The organism is Pseudomonas sp. S8 (genome assembly GCF_050473925.1).
Taxonomy (GTDB): Bacteria; Pseudomonadota; Gammaproteobacteria; order Pseudomonadales; family Pseudomonadaceae; genus Aquipseudomonas; species Aquipseudomonas parakoreensis.
The window spans coordinates 5,730,270-5,753,960 of the sequence record NZ_JBFDVZ010000016.1 but is presented as its reverse complement, the minus strand read 5'-3'; the positions used below and the strand labels follow the sequence as shown (position 1 = coordinate 5,753,960).

The 23,691-nt window shown below is 60.9% G+C and carries 15 protein-coding genes; 10 read left to right on the top strand and 5 right to left on the bottom strand.

Annotated features, from left to right (window positions below; translation table 11 throughout):
* Positions 1-97: 97 nt before the first annotated feature.
* Together AB1J88_RS27155 and AB1J88_RS27150 are read right to left on the bottom strand one after the other, a co-directional pair.
* A complete protein-coding gene (locus AB1J88_RS27155) occupies positions 98-1,033 on the bottom strand; it encodes an iron-sulfur-binding ferredoxin reductase (protein ID WP_430292395.1) in 936 nt (311 codons plus the stop codon).
* Positions 1,026-2,132 carry a GGDEF domain-containing protein gene (locus AB1J88_RS27150; RefSeq protein ID WP_430292393.1) on the bottom strand — a complete coding sequence of 369 codons (1,107 nt, stop codon included), beginning with the start codon at positions 2,130-2,132 and terminating at the stop codon, positions 1,026-1,028. Before AB1J88_RS27150 ends, AB1J88_RS27155 begins: the two co-directional genes overlap by 8 nt.
* A 449-nt stretch (positions 2,133-2,581) precedes the next feature.
* Here AB1J88_RS27150 and AB1J88_RS27145 point away from each other — a divergent pair, with 449 nt between their 5' ends.
* The 7 genes from AB1J88_RS27145 (at position 2,582) to AB1J88_RS27115 (ending at position 19,252) form a co-directional block, all read left to right on the top strand.
* Positions 2,582-4,105, top strand: a complete 1,524-nt coding sequence (locus AB1J88_RS27145; protein ID WP_027612504.1) for a fumarate hydratase — start codon at positions 2,582-2,584, stop codon at positions 4,103-4,105.
* A gap of 170 nt (positions 4,106-4,275) precedes the next feature.
* On the top strand, positions 4,276-8,814 hold the full coding sequence (locus AB1J88_RS27140; RefSeq protein ID WP_430292392.1) for a SpvB/TcaC N-terminal domain-containing protein: 4,539 nt from the start codon (positions 4,276-4,278) through the stop codon (positions 8,812-8,814).
* Positions 8,814-11,591 (top strand): RHS repeat domain-containing protein, encoded by a 2,778-nt coding sequence (locus AB1J88_RS27135; protein ID WP_430292391.1) that lies wholly within the window; start codon positions 8,814-8,816, stop codon positions 11,589-11,591. Before AB1J88_RS27140 ends, AB1J88_RS27135 begins: the two co-directional genes overlap by 1 nt.
* Before the next feature lie 26 nt (positions 11,592-11,617).
* Positions 11,618-14,440, top strand: a complete 2,823-nt coding sequence (locus AB1J88_RS27130) for an RHS repeat domain-containing protein (protein WP_430292389.1) — start codon at positions 11,618-11,620, stop codon at positions 14,438-14,440.
* A gap of 78 nt (positions 14,441-14,518) precedes the next feature.
* Positions 14,519-16,279 carry an ATP-binding protein gene (locus tag AB1J88_RS27125; protein WP_430292387.1) on the top strand — a complete coding sequence of 587 codons (1,761 nt, stop codon included), beginning with the start codon at positions 14,519-14,521 and terminating at the stop codon, positions 16,277-16,279.
* Positions 16,279-17,610: a sigma-54-dependent transcriptional regulator gene (locus AB1J88_RS27120; protein WP_222018532.1), complete on the top strand. Its 1,332-nt coding sequence runs from the start codon at positions 16,279-16,281 to the stop codon at positions 17,608-17,610. The genes AB1J88_RS27125 and AB1J88_RS27120 overlap by 1 nt, the downstream gene beginning before the upstream one ends.
* A gap of 322 nt (positions 17,611-17,932) precedes the next feature.
* Entirely contained in the window at positions 17,933-19,252 is a 1,320-nt protein-coding gene (locus AB1J88_RS27115) for an MFS transporter (protein WP_430292385.1), read from the top strand.
* Between the two features lie 148 nt (positions 19,253-19,400).
* On the opposite strand, the gene AB1J88_RS27110 is transcribed toward AB1J88_RS27115, so the two are convergent.
* Entirely contained in the window at positions 19,401-20,156 is a 756-nt protein-coding gene (locus tag AB1J88_RS27110; protein WP_041068467.1) for a COG4705 family protein, read from the bottom strand.
* A gap of 342 nt (positions 20,157-20,498) precedes the next feature.
* On the opposite strand from AB1J88_RS27110, the gene AB1J88_RS27105 reads away from it, so the two are divergent.
* Complete coding sequence (locus AB1J88_RS27105) at positions 20,499-20,732, top strand: hypothetical protein (RefSeq protein ID WP_187678121.1); 234 nt, start codon at positions 20,499-20,501, stop codon at positions 20,730-20,732.
* 254 nt (positions 20,733-20,986) lie between these two features.
* The gene (locus tag AB1J88_RS27100; protein ID WP_041068463.1) at positions 20,987-21,616 is read left to right on the top strand and encodes a flavin reductase family protein; all 630 of its coding nucleotides are present in this window, start codon (positions 20,987-20,989) and stop codon (positions 21,614-21,616) included.
* Here AB1J88_RS27100 and AB1J88_RS27095 read toward each other — a convergent pair whose 3' ends face one another.
* Both AB1J88_RS27095 and AB1J88_RS27090 read right to left on the bottom strand, forming a co-directional pair.
* Positions 21,617-21,859, bottom strand: a complete 243-nt coding sequence (locus tag AB1J88_RS27095) for a hypothetical protein (RefSeq protein WP_007965872.1) — start codon at positions 21,857-21,859, stop codon at positions 21,617-21,619.
* A gap of 43 nt (positions 21,860-21,902) precedes the next feature.
* A complete protein-coding gene (locus AB1J88_RS27090) occupies positions 21,903-22,256 on the bottom strand; it encodes an antibiotic biosynthesis monooxygenase family protein (RefSeq protein WP_430292383.1) in 354 nt (117 codons plus the stop codon).
* 430 nt (positions 22,257-22,686) lie between these two features.
* Between AB1J88_RS27090 and AB1J88_RS27085 the strand changes: the two genes are divergently transcribed.
* Positions 22,687-23,616: an AraC family transcriptional regulator gene (locus AB1J88_RS27085; protein WP_007965868.1), complete on the top strand. Its 930-nt coding sequence runs from the start codon at positions 22,687-22,689 to the stop codon at positions 23,614-23,616.
* The last annotated feature ends 75 nt before the right edge of the window (positions 23,617-23,691 follow it).

Genomic DNA, 23,691 nt, shown 5'->3' with positions numbered 1-23,691 from the left:
GAGTGCGCAGCGCTCAGAAAAACTGGGGGCCGCTGCGCAGCCCATCGGGGATAAATCCCCTCACCACAGGAGTTCACCTTCACACGAGATTCAGCGCTTAACGGCGGGACAAAAACACATCGGCCAGCAGTTGATTGCGCGGCAGTCCGGCCAGGTACAGACGCTTGGCAAACGCATCGACGCTGGCCGTTGAGCCGCAGACTAAGGCCAGGGTCTGCCGGGAAACAAGGCGCAGTTGCGCCAAAGCGGCGGCTGACTCGGCCGCCGTCCATAGCTCGACGCTGAGGTTTTCGCGCTGCGCGGCGAGCGCCGCCAGGGGTTTGGCCAGATAGTGCTCGCGCGCGTCATGAGCCAGGTGAATGACGCGGATGGCGCCTTGGTGATCCTGACGCAAGGCTTCGCGCAGCACGCCGAACAGTGGCCCCAGCCCGGTGCCGGCGGCCAGCAGCCACAGCGGGCGCTCGTGCCAGTCCGGGTCGTAATGCAGGGCGCCGCCGCGCAGCTCGCCGAGGCGGATCAGGTCGCCGATCTGCAGGCGCCGCGCCGCATCGCTGAATTCGCCGGGCTGGCGACAGTCGAGGTGGAATTCGAGAAAGCGGTCTTCCTGCGGCAGGCTCGCCAGCGAATACGGCCGGGCGATGTGGTTGATCCACAACACCAGATGCTGCCCGGCGCTGTAGCGCAGCGGTCGTTGTGGGGTGAGGCGCAAACGCAGGACGTTGTCACTGAGCCAGTCCAGCGCCTCGACCACCGCCGGGCGCCCGTCGGTAACGGGGTCGAAGGTGTGTACCTGCAAATCTTCCGTGACCTGACACTGACAAGCCAGCCGCCAGCCTTCCTGGCGCTGTTCGGCGCTCAAGGCATCCGGGCGACTGTCGGCGGGCAAGCCGTTCACGCACTGCACCAGACAGGCATGGCAACTGCCGGCGCGGCAGCTGTAAGGCACCGCGACGCCGTGCTGATTCAGCGCGTCGAGCAAATTGCTGCCCGCCGTCACCGACCATTGCCGGTCACCGACCCGAAGTTCAGGCATCCACATTCTCCCACGCCGCTGCACAACGATTGCGCCCGTCGCGCTTGGCCCGGTACAGCGCCTGATCGGCGCGCTGCAAGGCGTCGTCCAGATCATCGCCCGGTTCCAGCAGGGTCATGCCCGCCGAGAGACTGAGGTTACGCACGTTCAGGCCTACCAGCTCGACGTCGGTGAAAGCAATGCGCAGGCGTTCACAGCAAGCAGTCAAACGCTCGGCATCGCAGTCGGGCAGCAACACCACGAATTCCTCGCCACCGTAACGCGCCAACACGTCGCCGTCACGCAGGCAGGCACCCGCCACGCCAGCGAAGGCCTGCAACACCTGATCGCCGGCGGCATGGCCGTGCAGATCGTTGATGCGTTTGAAATGGTCGAGATCGATCAGCGCCAGACCGTGAACCACACCCGGCTCCATGTCGTCGAGTTCGCGGGAAGCCAGACGCAGAAAATGCCGGCGGTTGAACAGCCCGGTCAACTCATCGGTGGCCACCAGATCTTCGAGCTGGCGCATCATGCCGCGCAAGGTGTCCTGATGCGCCTGCAGGGCAAACCGGCGCTGGCGCATGCGTTGTCGTGAGACCTGGACAAAGCGTGCGTAAATCACCAGCCACGCCAGGACCATCGCCAGAATGCACACCTGCAACGCCGCCAGCGCCGGATCCGGCAGACGGAAGTGGTAGCCGTCCCAGAGGGTGATCGCACAGAAACTGAAAAACACCAGCAGCGCACAACGAATGAACGCGCGACGGGTTAAATGAAACAGGCCGAACAGCAGGATCAGCACGTAGAACACCAGAAACGCGCCGCGTGCTTCGTCCAGATGAGCGATCAGCCAGGTCTGCCAGCCGAGACCGAGCAGCACTTGTGCCTCGGTCAGGCTAGGGTCGGCGAAGCGCTGATTGCGCCCGGACCAGAACAGCGCAAACAACGTCGCCTGGCAGATCACCACCAGCGCGCTGCCGATGGCCACGCTGTTCAGTGATTGCGGATAATGCCCGGTGAAAAACGCCAGCCACAGCAGCAGCAAAGCCAATCCATAGGTGGCCGCAGCGAGGGCGAAACGTTTGAGCAAAAGACGTTGAATGGCGTTATGGGTCAATCGTTGACTCACCGTGCGATAGGAGGCTGACCGAGTGTCCTACTCTACAGACCGGATGCCACTTTAGAGGCGTAGTCGATAAATGACCATCGATTTTCGGCGCCAAAAATTGACGTCAAATGCATGACCCACCAATGCCCCATGAAGACCTGTGGTGAGGGGATTTATCCCCGATGGGGCGCGAAGCGGCCCCCTGCAATCCTTCACACAAACCGGGTGCACAGAATTTACGGCTGCTGCGCAGCCGATCGGGGATAAATCCCCTCGCCACAATGTTTATCCGACCAAAAGCCAATGTGTGCCCACCACCGAGGCGCGGTATACTGCCGCGCCTTTTTAGCGTCGCGCCAGCAGCCCCGGCGTGCCTTGAAAGGTGCTTGCAACCGACCGATGCACCCAAGCTGCAAGCACCTTATTGAATGTTCCCGTCTTTTAGAGGAGCGCGACTCATGACCGTGATCAAGCAAGATGACCTGATTCAGAGCGTTGCCGACGCCCTGCAATTCATTTCCTACTACCACCCCGTGGATTTCATCCAGGCGATGCACGAAGCCTACCTGCGCGAAGAATCGCCAGCGGCCCGTGATTCGATCGCGCAGATCCTGATCAACTCGCGCATGTGCGCCACCGGCCACCGTCCGATCTGCCAGGACACCGGCATCGTCACCGTGTTCGTGCGTGTGGGCATGGACGTACGTTGGGATGGCGCGACCATGAGCCTGGACGACATGATCAACGAGGGCGTGCGCCGCGCCTACAACCTGCCGGAAAACGTCCTGCGTGCCTCGATCCTCGCCGACCCGGCGGGCGCTCGTAAAAACACCAAGGACAACACCCCGGCGGTCATCCACTACTCCATCGTCCCGGGCAACACCGTGGAAGTGGACGTGGCGGCCAAGGGCGGCGGTTCCGAGAACAAGTCGAAAATGGCCATGCTCAACCCGTCCGACTCGATCGTTGACTGGGTACTGAAGACCGTTCCGACCATGGGCGCCGGCTGGTGCCCACCGGGCATGCTGGGCATCGGCATCGGCGGCACCGCCGAGAAAGCCGCGGTCATGGCCAAGGAAGTGTTGATGGAGTCCATCGACATTCACGAACTCAAAGCCCGTGGCCCGCAGAACCGTATCGAAGAGATCCGTCTGGAGCTGTTCGAGAAGGTCAACCAGTTGGGCATCGGCGCCCAGGGCCTCGGTGGCCTGACCACCGTGCTCGACGTGAAGATCATGGACTACCCGACTCACGCCGCCTCCCTGCCGGTGTGCATGATCCCGAACTGCGCCGCCACCCGTCACGCGCACTTCGTGCTCGACGGCAGCGGCCCGGCCTCGCTGGAAGCGCCATCGCTGGATGCTTACCCGGAAATCGTCTGGGAAGCCGGCCCGTCGGCCCGTCGCGTCAACCTCGACACCCTGACCCCGGAAGAAGTGCAGAGCTGGAAGCCGGGCGAAACCGTCCTGCTCAACGGCAAGATGCTCACCGGTCGCGACGCGGCGCACAAGCGCATGGTCGAGATGCTGAACAAGGGTGAAACCCTGCCGGTGGATCTCAAAGGTCGCTTCATCTACTACGTCGGCCCGGTGGATCCGGTCGGTGACGAAGTGGTGGGCCCGGCAGGCCCGACCACCGCGACGCGGATGGACAAGTTCACCCGTCAGATCCTGGAGCAGACCGGCCTGCTGGGCATGATCGGCAAGTCCGAACGTGGCCCGACCGCGATCGAAGCGATCAAGGACAACAAGGCTGTGTACCTGATGGCCGTGGGCGGCGCCGCTTATCTGGTGGCCCAGGCCATCAAGAAATCCAAGGTGCTGGCCTTCGCCGAACTGGGCATGGAAGCGATCTACGAGTTCGAGGTCAAGGACATGCCGGTCACCGTCGCAGTGGACAGCAACGGTGAGTCGGTACACATCACCGGCCCGGCGATCTGGCAGCAGAAGATCGCCGAAAGCCTGGCGGTAGAAGTGCAGTAAGCGTTTCACAGCCATGAACAAGGCCGGCCCGTCATCTGACGGGCCGGCCTTTTTTGTACCCAGCACATCAATAGCCCTTTGGCACCTGTCAGATCTGACAGGTTACGTACTTCCCACTTGTTGGTAGCGTCTGTGCACTCACGTGTGTCACGTGTGCAATGGATCCGACCATGGCCGATCAAGAGCTGAGCATCATCACCCCGTCCATCGCCAGCAGCGCGTCGATCACCACCATCGGCAAAAGCTGGGGAGCGGTCGGTGCGACCGGCGCGGCTTCATTTGAACTGCCGCTGCCTTTGTCCGCCGGACGCGGCTGGGATCCACAACTCACGCTGACTTACAGCAGCCAGGCCGGCAACGGGCCGTTCGGCATCGGCTGGAGCCTAAGCATTGGACAGATCAGCCGTCGTACTCAAAAAGGTGTACCGCGTTATAGCGATCTCGATGAAATCATCGGTGACGACGGTGAAGTCTGGCACCCCGAACTGAACAGTGATGGCACACCAAAGTCACGTGTAGAAGACAGCTACAACGCCATTCCCGTCGGCGCTCATAACGTGGTGCGCTTCTGGCCACGGGTAGAGAGCGACTTTACCCTGCGCGAACGCTGGCAGCCTGTCTCTGCGCAGGGGGAACCAGAGGAGCCACCCTTCTGGCTGATCCACGGCGCGGACGGTTCGCTGCACGTATACGGCAAGACCAGCGCCTCGCGCCGGGCCGACCCGGACGATGCACTTCGCGTCGGCAGTTGGTTGCTGTGCGAGAGCATGAATCCGCTTGGCGAGCACATCTGCTTCGCCTATCTGGCCGATGATCAGGACCTCGACCCGATTCACGATTACCGCGCCCAGCGTTACTTGCACGCGGTGTTCTATGGCAATGTCAGCGCCAGCCAGCATTTGTACAGCTGGACCGTGGACGATCCGGCCGAACTGGATTGGCATTTCCATCTGTTGCTCGACTACGGCGAGCGCACCCGTTCACTGACGGAGGCTCCGGTGTACGCTGGCGACAGCCTGGCTGTCTGGGATAAACGCCGGGATCCGTTCTCCACCTTCGGTCAGGGTTTCGAGCTGAGCACGCGGCGCCTGTGCCGACAAATCCTGATGTTCCACAACTTCTCGCGGCCTGCCGGTGAGGATCCACTGCTGGTGCGGCGGCTGCTGCTCGAATACCCGTCGCCCTCTGATCCGTGGACTTACAACCGGATCAACGCCGCTCACTATCAGGCCTTCGATGCCAGCGGCGCGCTGGAGACGACACCGCCGGTGGAGTTTGACTATTCGCCCTTCGCGATCAATAAAATCCCCACACAGATGTTCGCCGAAGACACTGTGCCAGGCATCGAGGATGGGCAGTTTTACCAGTGCGTCGATCTGTACGGCGAAGGTGTACCGGGATTTCTCTGCCGCTACGAGCAGTGCTGGTATTACCGCGAACCGCTTCGTGCAATCGCGGGACCTGACACCATCACCTATGCGCCCTGGACTGAACTGGAACAGATCCCGGTGGCCAGACGCGACGGCGCCGCCCGGCAGATCTTGCTCGACCTGACCGGCAACGGACGACTGGACTGGAGCGTTGCCCAACCGGGCATCAGCGGATATCGCACGTTGAATGCCGACCGCAGTTGGGCGCCATTCATCGCGTTTAACGGCATGCCGCTGGAATTTTTCAACACACTTTCGCAGCTCGGCGACCTGGTCGGTGATGGCCTCAACTCACTGGCACTGATCGGTCCGCGCGCGGTGCGCTTGTATGCCAACCGCCGGGAGCAGGGATTTTCCAGCGCCGAAGACGTGCCTCGCGAAGACGATGAGGACAGCCTGCCGCTGTTCGGCAACGCCCCCACAGAACTGGTGTTTCTGGGCAACATGCTCGGCAGTGACATGAGCGAGCTGTGCCGGATCCGGCACAACGAAATCAAATCCTGGCCCAATCTGGGGCATGGCAAATTCGGCCAAGGCCGGGTGATCAGTGCCCTGCCCTTCCTGTATGGCGAATTCAACGTCGAACAACTGCGGATCGCCGACATCGACGGCTCCGGCGCACCGGCCTTGTTTTATCTGAAAACCGCCGGCTTCGAGATCTACCTCAATCGCGGCGGCAATGGCCTGGAACAGACGCCCGTCTTCGTGCCGTGGCCGGAAGGCGTGAGTTACGACCGCCTGTGTCAGGTCAGTTTCGCCGACCTGCAAGGCCTGGGTTGTGCCAGCCTGATCCTGACGGTGCCGCACATGACCCCGCAGCACTGGCGCTACGACTTCGTCGCGGCCAAGCCTTACTTGCTGACCGCTAGCAACAACAACATGGGCTGCGCCACGCAAGTGGTCTATCGCAGCTCTGCCCAGGAATGGCTGGATGAAAAGCAGCAGTGGCACACCGATCATCCCGGAGAAATACCGGTCTGCCATTTACCGTTCGCGGTTCAAGTCGTCAGCCGGCAACGCCAACTGGATGAAATCACCGGCAATTGCCTGACACAATCGTGCCTCTATCGCGAAGGCGTCTACGACAGTATCGAGCGTGAGTTTCGAGGTTTCGGTCACCTGCAGCAGAGCGACAGTGAACGTTCGGCGGGCGATGACGACGTTGGCTTCACAGCACCGGTGCGGGTCTGTACCTGGTTCTTGACCGGGCAGGCGATGGATCGGTCAAGGTACGGCTACTTCGACGGTGACCGTGACGCAGTTGATTTGCGACCCACCGTCTTCAGTCGCTATCACCCCGGCGATGAATACGATGAACCCGTAACGCCAGAGGACGAAGGCGTACGCCATACAATCGCGCGCGCGCTGGTCGGCGCCATCGCCCGCATCGAAACCTGGACCGGCACTGACGAGCCGGCCAATACACGGCTCTGTGCGGTAGAGGAGTTTCGCTATCGGGTACGAGATGTCCAGCCCACAGGTCGGCAGGGATTGGCAGCCGTGCTGCTGGTGCAGACCCTGGAAAAACTCAGCTATCAGTACGATGGTTTCATTGACGACCCGTTGTGCCGTCATGAAGTGTTGCTTGCCAGCAGCGAATACGGCCACGCCACGCACAGCCTGACCATCAGTTATGCACGACGGCGCCTGCCCGGTGATCCGCCGCCTTTCAGCGACCCCGACGAGCAACAGTGGTGGCGGGACGCGCATGACCCGGCGCAGCAGTCGTTTTATATCAACGAAACGCGCGCGCGCGCGATTGATCTGGACGACAAGCTCTATCAATGGCGGCTGGGCCTGCCCTGGCAGCAACGCAGCAATGCGCTGGCGCTGCCCAAAGGTGATCTGCCGTCGGGCCTCAATCCGCAACAGGTGACATGGGATTTACTCAAAGAGCATGTCCGCTCGCCCGAGTGGAATGCCCTGCGGGTGCTGAGCGGACAAACCGTGCAGCGCTATATCGAGACAGAAGACGGCAGTCCGCTGCCCGACGGTACAGCCGGGTTCGAAGCGCTGAAAGCGCCGCTGGAAATGGCCAGCTTTGACAAGACGGCCCTCGCCGCCTACGACGTTGTGCCGCCACCGTTCGATATCCTGCAGGAGCTGGCGAACATCGGTTACACACCGATGGCGTTGCTGTTCGAAGACTCGGCGATCAATGCGGACGCAGAAAGCCTCTGGTCCGCGCATTACAACTACGCGAAGTACGCCGAGGCCAAGGATTTCTTCCGGGTCCTTGAGTACCGCGAAACCCTGAGCCACGGCTGGACCGAAGCGCAATATGACGAGTATCGCCTGTTGGTCATCAGCGTCGAACTGCCGGATGGCTGCATCACCCGCTGCGAATACGATCGCCATGCCCTGCAGCCCGTGCGCATCATCGATGCCAACGAGAACATCCAGGAAGCGCTTTATGCACCTTCCGGCCAACCTTTTGCGACCAGTTTCCATGGCACAGAAAACGCTGTCGCTGCCGGTTTTCGACCGCTCGACGAATACGTCCGCCCAGTAGATCCAGGCCCGGACGCCGCCATCGCCAACCCGCAAGCGACCGTACAAAAAGCGGCCAGCACCTTGCACAGGGATTTGTTCAGCTGGATGGGACGGTTGCCTGCGACGATCAACGCAACGCCGCAGCTGCTTGACCAATGGCTGGCCAGCGGCGATGTGTTGCCGAGCCTGCACATTCGCGCCAGCGCGCGCCGACGGCTCGCGCAATTGACGGCGCCGACACCCGCCGAACAGGCACTGCGTGAGCTCATCGACGCGGTTGCGCGCACACCGGTGCACAGCGTGACGCTGAGTGCCGACCGTTATCCCGATGATCCGGTGGCGGCACAAGTGCAGATCATCATCAGCTACGTGGACGGCTTTGGCCGCGCGCTGCAAACCCTGCAACGGGTCGAACCCGGCATCGCCTGTGCGGTGGCCGCTGATGGGTCGCTGATCGTCGATCGCGGACAGCTGCGCGAGGAACACGCCGAGTCACGCTGGCGGGTCAGCGCCCGGGTCGAATACAACAACAAGGGCCTGGCGGTGCGGCAGTTCCGGCCGTTTTTTGCCGACACTCACGGCTACGTCAATGATCAATCGCTACGACGGTACGGCTACTTCGATCAACTGTTCTATGACCCGCTCGGGCGTCCGATCAAGTTGATCAACGCCAAGGGCTATTTTTCTCGCGAGACTTATCATCCGTGGTATCAGACCAGTGAAGACTTCAACGACACCGAAGAATCCGTCGAGTCGAAGCCGGCATCCCCCTGGACCCTGCACTGATGAACGCCAATCTCCATCGGCGCACGCCGTCGCTCCTCGTGATCGACAGTCGCGGCTTGCCGCTGCGTCAGGTTGCCTACCTGCGCGCACTGGCCGATGAACCGGCCGTGGCCTTGGTGACGCGGCAACAGCACGATATGGCCGGGCATCTGGTGGCGCAGTTCGATCCACGCCTGAACGGTCCGAGTATCACCTACCTCAACGACCTCAACGGCCAGCCACTCAAGGTCAGCAACGTCGATGCCGGCTGGCGCCTGAGTCTGCCCGGGCTGGCCGGGCAAGTCTTGCAACGCTGGGACGCACGCGGCGTGCACTGGCGCAGCCGCTACGATGCGCTACTGCGCGTGGTAGCGAACAGCAATAGCGCCGACCCGCTCAGCGACACCTTCACCTATGCCGATGCCAGTGCCCCGACCGATCACAATCAGCGCGGACGATTGCTGGAACAGCTCGACCCGTCCGGCACCCTGCACCTGGACAGCTACAGCCTGACCGGTCAGTTGCGGTGTGAACGGCGCACCTATACCGATGCCCGGGAATTTGTCACCCAGCGCATCTTCAGCCCGCTGGACGCGGTGCTGGAACAGACCGACGCCGGCGGCCACCGCCAGCAATCGCGCTATGACCTCGCGGGTCAGCTCAAGCATCTGCAACTGCAGTTGGCCGGACACAACACTTGGCAAGCGGTATTGCTCGACGCGCACTTCAACGCCGCCGGACAGATCATCGCGCAGCATGCCGGCAATGGTGTCAGCCGCTACTGGCGTTATGAGCCGGACACCGGGCTTGTGCAACGGCAATGGGCACAGAAAGGTGCGCAGCAGCCCCTGCAGGACTTCGAGCATGAATACGACCCGGTCGGCAATCCGACCCGGATCCTCGACCACGCTTTCACGCCCAGCCATTTCGCCAATCAGCGGGTCGACGGCGAACGCACCTTCAGCTACAACTCGCTGTATCGGCTGATCAGCGCCAGCGGTTACGACGACGCTGCCCCCGGCGACATTCCCGGCCGCCCGCAGCCGAGCGATCCCAACGACCGACGCAATTACCTGCAGACCTATACCTACGATCACGGCGGCAACCTGACGCAACTGTGTCATGTGCGCGACGGCGCCTGCCAGACCCGGTTGATGCGTATCGACGCTGCGAGCAATCGCGGTGTGCGCTGGAAAGAAGGTGACCCCGCTCCGGATTTCGCTCAGCTATTCGACCGCCACGGCAACCTGATGGCCCTGCAACCGGGACAGACATTACGCTGGGACGCCCGCGATCAACTGGCCTCGGTGACCCTGGTCCAACGCGAAAACGGCGCGGATGACGCCGAGTTTTATCGCTACAGCCAAGGCGTGCGCGTGTACAAACGCCACGACACCTACAGCGGTTCTACCCGGCATTTCCACGAAGTGCGCTACCTGCCCGGACTGGAGATCCGCAGCAAGGACAACGCAGAGCAATTGCACGTCATCAGCCTCGCCAGCGGCGGCAGCCATGCCGTTTGTCTGCATTGGCTCAGCGGTAAACCGCCGGGCGTTGCCGACAACCAGTTGCGTTACACCCTCAATGATCACTTGGGCTCCTGCGTGATGGAACTGGACCAGCAGGCGCGCTTGATCAGCCACGAAGGCTATTACCCGTTCGGTGCGACCGCGTGGATGAGCGCGAACTCGGCTGTTGAGGTTGACTACAAGACGCTGCGCTATTCAGGCAAGGAAATGGATGTCAGCGGTTTGTATTACTACGGTGCGCGGTATTACGCGCCGTGGTTGCAACGATGGGTCAGTGCGGATCCGGCGGGAGATGTCGATGGGCCGAACCGGTTTGCGTTCGTCGGTAACAATCCGCTGCGCTATGTGGACCCTGACGGAAACAACAGGGCGGAAAGTGTGATCATGCTGTATTCAGCCTTTCTTTCAAGGGTCCAGGGACACTCCACGCAGGTGGCGGGGCAAATCCATAACATTCTCCATGAGGAGGGTGTGGCAATGAATCTGGCACTGAACATGGGAGGCGAAGTCGTGAGAGGGGTCGTCGGCTATGAGGGCGGTGTCGCAGGCGGCAAGCAGGTTGACCTGATCATGCCCAATGTACCTGGCACCACACCCTACACCACCACCGGAGGCGTGATCGGCGGCAATATCGGCGGCGACTCCGCCACGGCCATGATCGATCCGATAGCCAACAGCGCTGGTCTCAGAACGGGCCCACTGATTCCGCAAACCTCGCAGATCTCGGTCAAGGCCATTGATCACGAGCTGGGCATCAGAGAGCGCGCCAAGGAAATCAGCTCTTGGCGAGACGTGAAGGACAACCTGATTCATCCGGGCCTTGATGCGGTACTCAACCCCTCCTTCGTGATGGGCCGGCTCATGGCTTCGTGGATATCGATCATCCCCGCAGCACTGAACATGTTTGCCCGGGCAGTAGAAGCAGAAGACATCAAAAACCGCCTTGATCCGGTAAAGATCAAGAAAATAGACACAATGCTCGATGACTGGAAATCAGCGGTAGAACAACGCGCCGGCTGGGCTGAAAATGCATTCGATGCGCTGGGCACCGATATCGTTTACCCGGCCAACTCCCTGCCGAACATCAACCATATGACATCGGCAGAAACCCTGACTCCCATCTCGCGCTCAGACCTGCGTCGTCTGACCCGTTTTACGCTGTCCAATATCAAGCGCTCTCAAGACATGATGACGGCGTACAAAGCGATGGGCACTACTGACAATCAGTTCTTGCTGGCGCAGCGCCGAACCCGGAAAAAGGCAGCCTGAATGATCCGTTTCACGGAGGGGCGGGCATGAATTCTTCAGTGCACTGGCGAACACCCACCCTGTCGGCTCACGATCCCAGGGGGCTGCCGGTCAGAACCGTTGCTTATCTGCGGGCGATGGTGGACGCCGAAGTCCAATGCCAGACCAGCCGCCAATGTTACGACCCCAACGGCCGTCTGATCGAACAATATGACCCACGGCTCCGAGTGCCCTGCCTGACCACCGCCTACCGTCTGGACGGCGAACGACTGAGAGTCGACAGCGTCGACTCCGGCTGGCGCGTCAATCTGCCCGGTCTGGCCAATGAAGTGTTGCAACGCCACGACCAGCGCGGCAAGCAATGGCACTATCGATACGACCCGATGATGCGGTTGATCGCCGTCACTGAAAATGCGCAAGACGATGTCGAGCGCTACAGCTATGCCGACCACAATGCCGACCCCGGGCATAACCTGCGCGGTGAGCTGAGCGAAAGCGCCGACCCGGGCGCCACGGTGGTGGTCGACGGATACAGCCTGCATGGCAAGGCCTTGGGTGAAACCCGTACGCTGTCTGGCGAGACGGCAGCGTTCATCACGCGTATGGATTTCGACGCGCACGGCAATGTGGTGCAAGTCACCGATGCCGGTGGTCACCGACAACGCTCGAGCTACGATGTCGCCGGCCAGTTAAGTCGGGTATCGCTGTGGATAGCCGGGGCTGACGCGGCACAACCGGTGCTCGACGCTGCCACGTACAACGCCTCCGGCCAACCGCTGGAACAACTGGCCGGCAATGGTGTTCGCAGCCGCCGCGCATACGATCCCGCTGACGGTCGGCTGCTGAATCTGCTGGCCGGCAAGGATCAGGAAAAACCGCTGCAGGACTTGCGCTACACCTACGACCCGGTCGGCAATGTCCTGCGTATCGAGGACCGCACTCTGGCCACGGTGTATTTTGCCAATCAGCGCGTCGATGGCGTCCGTCTCTTTGTCTACGACTCGCTTTATCGTTTGATCGAAAGTCTTGGCTTCGAAGGCGAGATCCCGCAGCAGTCGCCCGGTTTGCCGCAACCGATCCAGCCTGTCGATCCAGGACGACGCTACAACTACACCGAACATTATGAATATGACGCGGGAAACAACCTCGTCGAGCTTGTGCATGTGCGCGAAGGCCACAATTTCACTCAACCGATGAAGATCGACCCGAACAGTAATCGTGGGGTGCGCTGGAAACCCGGTGATCCCGACCCGGTGTTCAGCGATCACTTCGACGAGCACGGTAACCAGTTGAGACTGCAACCCGGCGCTCAGCCTCTGGCGTGGGACAGTCGTGATCAACTGACTCGCGTTACCTTGCTGCAACACAGCAACGGCTTGCCCGACGACGTTGAAACCTACCGTTACAGCCAAGGTGAGCGCATCTACAAGTGCGCGCTGAGCCACACCCCGTCCGTCACCCACCGTCACGAGGTGCGCTACCTGCCAGGCCTGGAAATCCACAGCCGCAGCGACGGCCAGCAACTGCATGTCATCATTCTTCCAGGGGCGCGTTGCCTGCACTGGCTCAGTGGCCGACCGCCCGGCATCGAGGCCGATCAACTGCGCTACAACCTTGATGACCATCTTGGTTCTTGCGCACTGGAGCTTGATCGGCAGGCTGACGTCATCAGCCTGGAGCATTACTACGCATTTGGTGGAACCGCCTGGCTGGCAACTCGCTCGACGCTGGAAGTCGGCTATAAAACCATTCGCTATTCAGGCCGGGAAATGGACAGCAGCGGCCTTTACTACTACGGCGCACGCTATTACGCACCGTGGTTGCAACGCTGGGTCAGCGCTGATCCGGCCCTGGATATCGACGGGCTGAACCTGTATGCCTTTGTCGCCAACAATCCGATTGGCCACATCGACACCGACGGCCAGACCTTGGACGGGTTTCTCGAAACACCCGCTCAGCGCGATCAGAGAAAGGCACTGAGCAAAGAGGAAAAACAGAATTACCGGGCTCGGGCCAACCTGTCGCATCAGGTCGAACGTCACCTGAACATTCTGGCGCTGTCGCTGCGTCGCGGTCTGGATGCCCAGCAACAGGTACTCAACCAGCGCTCGACGGGGCAATTTGCCGGGGCCGTCCTGCGCCGCACCGGTGTACACCTGGCCGGACAAGTCGTGGCCTATGGTGGCGGCATTCTGGTCGGTATTCTCTTCCAGGCGCTGGGCGCCGCCGCCCCCGGCGTGGGCAATGTCCTGGGGGCCGCGATGGGCATTGGTGCAAAGAAACTGATCAGCGGGTTGTGGGATTACGCCGCAGAACGCACCGGCGCCAGCGCTTCTGTGAAATTCAAGGCCAGCCGCCTGTCCAAGGAAAAAATCGTCGAGAAAGCCGAATATAAAACCATGGCACCGGTCCATTACCTGCAGCAAAAGTACGCGAAAATGATCCCCGATACGCAGAAGGGCGTGCTCAAGGGCTCCAAGGAAGTGGCGTCCACGCTCATCAGTGTTGGCGCCAAAGAAGTGCTGCCGCAAGCCGCCGCTGAAATCAGCGCCACGGCGGGTGCGATGTTGGGCGCAATTGAAATAGGCCATGAAATCGCCGGAGCCAGTCATGAGCTCAGTGCTCAGAAAATTGCCAAGGGCATCGCCAATGCGAGCGGGTTGATCGATTATTTATCCGCCAACATGCTCGATATCGAAAAAGCCTTCGAGGGCGCAGGCATGACGGCAATCAATACCTATGGGCTATTGGGCCGAAACGAAGGCAATACACCGCACAATCTATGGTATGCCACGGCGGCCGTGATCAACGAGCTGGATTACACGCGCACTATATTGCGCTCCAGATCCCGTCAGTTCACTACGGTCTGATCTGCTGACACATGAAGCGAACAGGATCGCCGGCCCCATGCTATCGTGCCCGCCCGTCCCCTTATCCATCAGTCCAGCATGCTGCCGACTTCTCGTACCCTGCGTTTGTCGTTGTACACCCTGCTGATCATTGCCGGTGCGGCCATCACCGCGACCTTTGCCATCCGCCACGCCGAGCGTCAAGCGCTGGAGGAAGACGCTACCCGCGCCAGCCAGCAATTGGCGCTGTATGCCAACTCACTGCATACCCTGATCGACCGCTACCGCGCCCTGCCCGCCGTGCTGGCGCTGGATCCGCAATTGCGCGGCGCACTGGCCGGGCCGGTGGGTGCGGAGCAACAGAACGCGCTGAATCTGAAACTGGAGCAAATCAACGGCGCCGCGCAGTCCTCGACCCTTGAACTGCTCGATCACACTGGCCTCGCGGTGGCCGCCAGCAACTGGCGCCTGCCGAGCAGTTACGTCGGCCACAACTACGGTTTTCGTCCGTACTTCAGCCAGACCCGCACTCAGGGCAGCGGGCGCTTTTATGCGGTGGGCGTGACCAGCGGCATCCCCGGATATTTTCTGTCCAGCGCCGTGTTGGGCGACAACGCCGAGTTCCTCGGGGCGATGGTGGTCAAGCTGGAGTTCCCCGAGCTTGAACGCGAATGGAGCCAGGGCAGTGACACGCTGCTGGTCAGCGATGCGCGCGGGATCATCTTCATCGCCAACCAGCCTGGCTGGCGCTATCGCTCGTTGCGGCCGCTGGATAGCCGCGACATGGCCGAGATCAAGCGTACACGGCAGTACGACAAACAGTCGCTGGTCCCGCTGACGCATCTGTCGCTGCGTCACTTCGACGACAACAGCGACTTGCGCCGGGTCGAAGGCCCGGACGGAACAGCGGATTACTTGTGGGAATCGCTGCCGCTGACTACCGAAGGCTGGACCCTGCACCTGCTGCGCCGCCCACAGGTGGCGTTCGAAGACTTGCGCAACGCCGGGCTGGCTGCTGCGGGTGTGTGGCTGGCGCTGGTGTTTTTGCTCTTGTTCCTCAATCAGCGCTGGCGCCTGTCGAAAGTCCGCCAGCGCAACCGCGAAGAACTCGAACAATTGGTAGAGGAACGCACCCGCGACCTGCGCACCGCGCAAGACGGTCTGGTGCAATCGGCCAAACTGGCGGCGCTGGGGCAGATGTCCGCCGCACTGGCCCACGAAATCAATCAACCGCTGACCGCGCAACGCATGCAACTGGCGACCCTGCGCCTGCTGCTCGAGCATGGCCGTGTCGATGACGCCTACAAGGCGCTCAAACCGGTGGACGACATGCTCACGCGCATGGCGTCGCTCACCGGCCACCTGAAAACCTTCGCCCGCAAAAGCCCCAGCGGCCTGCGCGAACGCCTGGATCTGGCGACGGTGGTCGATCAATCGCTGCAATTGCTCGACGCGCGCCTGCGTGATGAACAGGTCAGTCTGGTGCTGCACCTGACGCGTCCGGCCTGGGTGCGGGGTGATGCGATCCGCCTCGAACAGGTGCTGATCAACCTGCTGCGCAACGCCCTCGATGCGATGCAAGGCAAACTGTGCAAGCGTCTGGAAATCCGCCTGGAAGCCGACGAGCAGCTGTGGCGCCTGAGTGTGATCGACAATGGCGGCGGGATTGCCGAAGAACACCTGAATCAGGTGTTCGACCCGTTCTTCACCACCAAACCGGTCGGCGACGGTCTGGGGTTGGGGCTGGCGGTATCCTTCGCTATCGTGCACGAATCCGGTGGGCGTCTGAGCGCGGAAAATGGCGAAGCCGGCGCGATGTTTGCCCTGACCCTGCCGATCGATCTGGAGGCACACCTCTGATGCTCAATTCAGTGATGGTGGTCGATGACGAAAGCAGCATTCGCAACGCCGTGGAGCAATGGCTGAGTCTTTCGGGGTTCGAGGTGCAGCTGTTCAGCCGCGCCGAAGATTGCCTCGCGGCCCTGCCGGCGCACTTTCCCGGGGTGATCCTCAGCGATGTGCGCATGCCCGGTCTCAGTGGTCTGCAGTTGCTGGCCGAAGTGCAGAAACGTGATGCCGATCTGCCGCTGATTCTGCTGACCGGCCACGGCGATGTGCCGATGGCGGTCGAAGCCATGCGTGACGGCGCCTACGACTTCCTCGAGAAGCCGTTCAGCCCGGACACCCTGCTTGGCAGCCTGCGCCGCGCGCTCGACAAGCGTCGGCTGGTCCTGGAAAACCGCGCCCTGCACGCGCAGGCCGACCACCGCGCCCGCCTCGACGCGACGCTGCTCGGCGTGTCCCGTGGCATGCAGACCTTGCGCCGCCAGGTGCTGGATCTGGCGGCGCTGCCGGTCAACGTGCTGATCCGTGGCGAAACCGGCAGCGGCAAGGAACTGATCGCCCGCTGCCTGCATGACTTCGGCCCGCGCGCTGACAAGCCCTTCGTGGCGCTGAACTGCGCGGCGATTCCCGAGCAGTTGTTCGAAGCCGAGTTGTTCGGTCACGAAAGTGGTGCGTTCACCGGAGCGTCTGGCAAGCGCATCGGCAAGCTGGAGTACGCCGACGGCGGCACGCTGTTTCTCGATGAAATCGAAAGCATGCCGCTGGCCCAGCAAGTGAAATTGCTGCGGGTGCTGCAGGAACAGAAGCTGGAGCGCCTCGGGTCGAACCAGAGCATTCGTGTCGATCTGCGGATTGTCGCCGCGACCAAACCGGATCTGCTGGATGAGGCCCGGGCCGGACGTTTTCGCGAAGACCTGGCGTATCGCCTGAACGTCGCCGAGCTGCGTCTGCCGCCGCTGCGTGATCGGCGCGAAGACATCCCGCTGCTGTTCGAATCTTTCGCCTTCAGCGCCGCCCAGCGTCTGGGCCGCACCTTTGCGCCTCTTTCCGGAGCGCAATTGAGTCACCTGCTCAGCCACGACTGGCCGGGCAACGTGCGGGAACTGGCGAACGTTGCCGAGCGGCAGGTGCTGGGGCTGGATGAGCCGGTGCAGGGCATCGACCCCGGCCAATCCCTCGCTGCGCAGCAGGAAGCGTTTGAAGCGCAGTGCCTGCGTGCGGCGTTGACCCGGCACAAGGGCGATGTGAAAGCGGTGCTGGAAGAATTGCAGCTGCCGCGCCGCACCTTCAATGAAAAGCTGCAGCGGCATGGGTTGAATCGGGAGATGTTTGTTTCGGGCAGCTGAGTTTTGCAGTGTCTGATCGGGCCTCTTCGCGGGCAAGCCACGCTCCCACAGGGTTTTGTGCTGAACACAGAATGTGTGAACACCACCGACCACTGTGGGAGCGGGCTTGCCCGCGAAGAGGCCCGCACAGGCAACATTTATCCATCAGCCTGAATGAGCGACTTTCCGCTCACAACAATTCAGACCTAAGCGGATTTCCGCTCATTAAATCCCGCCACCCCGTCTAAACCGCCCCTCTCGCCGTTGGCACAGCTCCTGCTATAGCCCCGGCAGGCTGCGTTTTAACGCGCTCCACAAAAACAATTAAACGAAGGATCCTTCAATGGATAACTCCAACGCCCTGCCCCTTGGGTCGGCTGCCGCGCCCGCCAAAGAAAGAACCACCGCCAGCCGGATCAAATCGATCTTCAGCGGCTCGGTCGGCAACATGGTCGAGTGGTACGACTGGTACGTCTACGCCGCCTTCTCGCTGTACTTCGCCAAGACCTTCTTCCCCGCCGGTTCCACCACCGCGCAACTGATGAACACCGCCGCGATCTTCGCCGTGGGCTTCCTGATGCGTCCGATCGGTGGCTGGCTGATGGGCCTCTACGCCGACAAGGTCGGTCGCAAGAAAGCCTTGATGGCCTCGGTCTACCTGATGTGCTTCGGCTCCTTGCTGATCGCCCTCAGCCCGAACTACGAAACCATCGGCATCGGCGCGCCGATCCTGCTGGTGTTTGCCCGTTTGCTGCAGGGCCTGTCGGTCGGCGGCGAGTACGGTACCTCGGCCACCTACCTGTCGGAGATGGCGACCAAGGAACGTCGCGGTTTCTTCTCCAGCTTCCAGTACGTGACCCTGATCTCTGGCCAGCTCATCGCGCTGGGTGTATTGATCGTGCTGCAGAACCTGCTGACCACCGAACAGCTGTACGCGTGGGGCTGGCGTATTCCGTTCGCCATCGGCGCACTGTGCGCGGTCGTCGCGCTGTACCTGCGTCGCGGCATGGAAGAGACCGAGTCGTTCACCAAAAAAGAGAAGTCCAAGGAAAGCGCCATGCGCACCTTGCTGCGCCATCCGAAAGAGCTGCTCACCGTGGTCGGCCTGACCATGGGCGGTACGCTGGCGTTCTACACCTACACCACTTACATGCAGAAATACCTGGTGAACACCGTCGGCATGAGCATCTCCGACTCCACCACCATTTCCGCGGCCACGCTGTTCCTGTTCATGTGCCTGCAACCGATCATCGGTGGCCTGTCGGATAAAATCGGTCGACGTCCGATCCTGATCGCTTTCGGTGTGCTCGGGACGATCTTCACCGTGCCGATCCTGATGACCCTGCACACCATCCAGACCTGGTGGGGCGCGTTCTTCCTGATCATGGCGGCACTGATCATTGTCAGCGGCTACACCTCGATCAACGCCGTGGTGAAGGCCGAGCTGTTCCCGACCGAAATCCGCGCGCTGGGCGTCGGCCTGCCGTACGCACTGACCGTGTCGATCTTCGGCGGTACCGCCGAATACATCGCACTGTGGTTCAAGAGCATCGGCATGGAAACCGGTTACTACTGGTACGTGACCGCGTGCATCGCGGTGTCGCTGCTGGTGTACATCACCATGAAAGACACGCAGAAACATTCGCGGATCGTGACGGACTGATCGGGTTTTCACAGCCACTGCAACGGTGGCTGCGGTGGCCTCATCGCTGGCAAGCCAGCTCCCACAGGTTCAGGTGGTGCACACAGATTTGGTGAACATCACCGATCATTGTGGGAGCTGGCTTGCCAGCGATTGGGGCGACTCGGTATCAAGTCAACTCGGCAACCGGCGGCTTGCCATAACGCTTCTGCGCATACGACGCGCCGACAATCATCACCAGCAGAATCCCTGCCAGCACCGCCGACGAGCCGATGGTGCCGAAGTCCAGGCCACCCTTTTCATGGGATTTGGTCATCAGGTCGCCCAAGGTCGCACCGAACGGCCGGGTCAGCACGAACGCCACCCAGAACAAGACCACGGTCGAAATCCTGGTGAAGTATTTGAGCGCAACCACCACGGCAATGGTCGAGCCGATCAGCAGCGCGCCACCGGCAAAACCCAGGCCCGAATCATCGGCCAGGTAGTCGCCGAGCGCGGTCCCCAGGGTGTTGGAAAACAGAATCGCCATCCAATAGAACATCTCGCCGCGGAAGGTTTGCACCTTGCTGACGTTCAGCGAATCGCCGCTCAGGCGCCAGGCCGCGAAGATCGCCAGCAGAATCGCAATCAGGATCATCGATCCGGTGGCGTAGCCCAGTTCAAGGGTGCGGTCCATGAAGTCGGACATGGTGGTGCCGGCGGTGCTGGTCGACAGAATCACGATCCAGTACAGCAGCGGCTTGTAGGTCTTGGCCATCAACTGGGTGATCAGGGTCAGCACGAACACGCTGATCAGGATCAGCGAGCTGAGGGCGTAACCGACGTTGAGGGTCATCGACAGCAAATCCCCCGCGGTTTCCCCCAGGGTCGTCGCGCAGATTTTCATAACCCAGAACGCCAGGGTGATTTGAGGCAGTTTATTCATCGCAAGCAAAGCTCCAGAGTGAGACGGCCGGTTCTTGGTTTTCTGGCCGTGGGCAGACTGGCGTTGCACCGGTGAAAAACCGGTCGGGAATGTATGAAAAATCTGTCACACAGCCCGAAGGAGGCCATTAATTAGCGGTTAATGCATCTCCCGCATCCTGCACCTACCTGATCGATGACCTGCGCGGCGCTCGCTCTAACGACGAAAGCGAATTGAATGCGCCGCCCTTAATATCAAGTTAATCGATTGTTTTTAGCATTTATTTGCGCTTTTTAATCAATTTAGTTGATGTAACATTAGATCCAAGCAAGACACATCGCCAACGCATCTGGAGTAACTGACATGAAAACCAAACTGATCCTCGCCCTGACCCTGTCCGTATTGGCCGCCAACACTTTCGCTGCCGATGGTTCGGACAAAACCAAATCGGCCGACTTCATTTCCGGCGCCAGCGCCGCAATCGAAACCAGCCACTCGGGCACTTACGCCGCTGACGGTTTCGATAAAACCAACATCGGCAAAACCGTGGCCGCCGATGGCTTCGACAAGACCGGTACTGCTGCAGCCATCAGCTAAGTTTCAGCAGTCCATTCACAGCCCGGCCTCGGCCGGGCTTAGTCATTTCTGGGGCTGCACAATTTCTGAAATCCATACAAATCCCCTGTAGGAGCTGCCGAAGGCTGCGATCTTTTGATTTTTTTTTTAAGATCAAGATCAAAAGATCGCAGCCTTCGGCAGCTCCTACAGTGGGATCAGCGTTCGACTGGAAATACGCGGTGCGCTCTTACACTATGGCGTCTTTCAGATTGCCCTTTTGAGGAACTCCATCCATGTCCGATGACATCCACTTCTACGAACCCGCTCACGGCCACGGCCTGCCCCACGATCCGTTCAACGCCATCGTCGGCCCGCGCCCCATCGGCTGGATTTCTTCGCAGGATGCCAATGGGCAGTTGAACCTGGCGCCTTACAGCTTCTTCAACGCGTTCAACTACATTCCGCCGATCATTGGTTTTTCCAGCGTCGGGCGCAAAGACAGCCTGAACAACATCGAGCAGACCGGCGAGTTCGCCTGGAACCTCGCCACCCGCCCGCTGGCCGAGCAGATGAACCAGAGCTGCGCGATGGTCGCGCCGCAGGTCAACGAGTTTGAACTGGCCGGACTGACGCCCGTAGCGTCGAAGGTGATTGCGGTGCCACGGGTCGCCGAAAGCCCGGTGTCCTTCGAGTGCAAGGTCACGCAGATCATTCAGCTGCAGCGCGCCGATGGCGAAACCGTGCCGAGCTGGCTGATTCTCGGCGAAGTGGTTGCCGTGCATATCGCCAAGTGGCTGTTGAAGGACGGGATCTACGACACCGCCGCGGCAGAACCGATTCTGCGCGGCGGCGGGCCGGCGGATTATTTCCAATTGGGGCCTGAAGCCCTGTTCAAGATGTGGCGCCCGGGGGCGGTCAAATAACTACCAGATCAACTCGGCGTCATCAGTGACACCCTTGAGGCGATCCAGCTCATTGATGGCAGCCTCATCGGCAGCGATGGCGCCGGGGAACACCTGGTCACCCAGCAGTTTATGGAAACGTGGCGCACCGCCATCGACCAGGGCCTTGACCGCGATTGCCGCGTGATAACCCTTGTTGCCGCCCAACTCGACGGGGACGACTGCGGAGACTGCTTCGAAGTGTTCGAACTCTTTACGTGCCATGGCACACATCCTGGCTCAGACCAATAAGCCGGACATTAAACCCTCAACCGGCGAGTTTGTGTATCGGTGCCGGACATTGTCCGAGCGCCTGCGCCGCCGACACCTCTTTGAAGGTGTGGAAATCCAGGCTGTTGACCACCAGGTCCTGGACCAGCTCGGCAAAGATCTGCATCGACGGGCTGTTGAAATACGCAGTCATTGCCTGTTGATGGCTCCAGAAACCGGAGACCAGCCACAGGTCCGGATCGCATTGCGAATGCTGCAGGGCAAAGTTCAGGCAACCGGGGGCGTTGCGTGACGGTTCGATCAAGGCACTGAGGCGTACACCCAGTTCGATGGAGCGTCCGGCGCGCGCTCGAACGAAGGCCATATGACTGACGGGAATCTGCTTGGACATGTTCAACCCTCCCAGGGAGTCGCGTGGCAGCCGGGGGACGGGCTGCGACAGGATCCAAGGTTAAGGGCCGGGCGCAAGGTGCCGTTAGTCGATTCCTGCCGCTGCGTTGCACAATCCTGCGAGACTGCATAAACGACTGGCAACCACCGCTAAAACCTTGTCACACCGCTGTCATACGAGTTTTGTGTAGGAGCTGCCGAAGGCTGCGATCTTTTGATTTTTGTTTTTAAAATCAAAAGATCGCAGCCTTCGGCAGCTCCTACAGGGGTCTTCGCCCCAAGCAATAAGGAGGTGATGACCGGGCGATGGCCGGCACGCAAAACCAGCCGATGCAGAATCAGGCAAGCATTTGACAGGATGTGTCTACCGCTGGCGCTTGCACAAATATAGGCTCTGCCCCATTCCACCGTCTTAGCAGAGGATGCCGCGCATGACGTCATTCGATCGTTTCCAGTCTCCGCCCGATGCCGACATGGAAAAACAGCGCGCAGAACTCGCGGCGATCATCCGCCGCAACACCACGGACGACGGCAGTTACCAGACCGCCATCGGCTCACTGTTCATGTCGCGCCACACAAAATCCCATGACTTCGCCCCGGTGCTCGCGCAACCGGCGCTGTGCATCATGGCCCAGGGCCGCAAAGAGGTGCGCCTGGCCGATGAGTTCTTCAATTACGACCCGCTGAATTACCTGGTGGTCTCGGTCTCGATGCCGCTCAGCGGGCGGGTGGTGAATGTCTCGCCGGAGGATCCGATCCTCGCCGTGCGCCTGGACATCGACCCGGCGGAAATCACCGCACTGATCGCCGACGCCGGCCCCATGGGCGTGCCGACCCGACCGACCGGGCGCGGCCTGTATGTGGAGAAGATCGACAGCGCGATGCTCGACGCGGTGTTGCGTCTGGCGCGACTGCTGGATGCGCCAAAAGACATCGCCATGCTCGCGCCACTGATTCGCCGAGAGATTCTCTATCGCCTGCTGCGCAGTCCGCAGGGCCACCGTTTGTATGAGATTGCGATTGCCAACAGTCAGAGCCATCGCATCAGCCAGGCGATCAAATGGCTCAACGGCAACTTCGAACAACCGCTGCGCATTGATGATCTGGCGAAAGAAGTGAACCTCAGCGTCTCGACCTTGCATCACCGTTTCAAGGCGATGACGGCGATGAGTCCGCTGCAGTATCAGAAGCAATTGCGCCTGCAAGAGGCGCGACGCCTGATGCTGGCCGAAGGGCTGGAAGCGTCGGCGGCAGGCTATCGCGTGGGCTATGAAAGCCCGTCGCAATTCAGCCGTGAGTACAGCCGCTTGTTTGGTGCGCCGCCGTTAAGGGATCTGGCGCGGTTGCGGCAGTCGGTCTGATCAAGGTGTTGTGTTGTATCGGCTGACGCCATCGCTGGCAAGCCAGCGATGGGGCCAGTCAAGACAACCTCAATC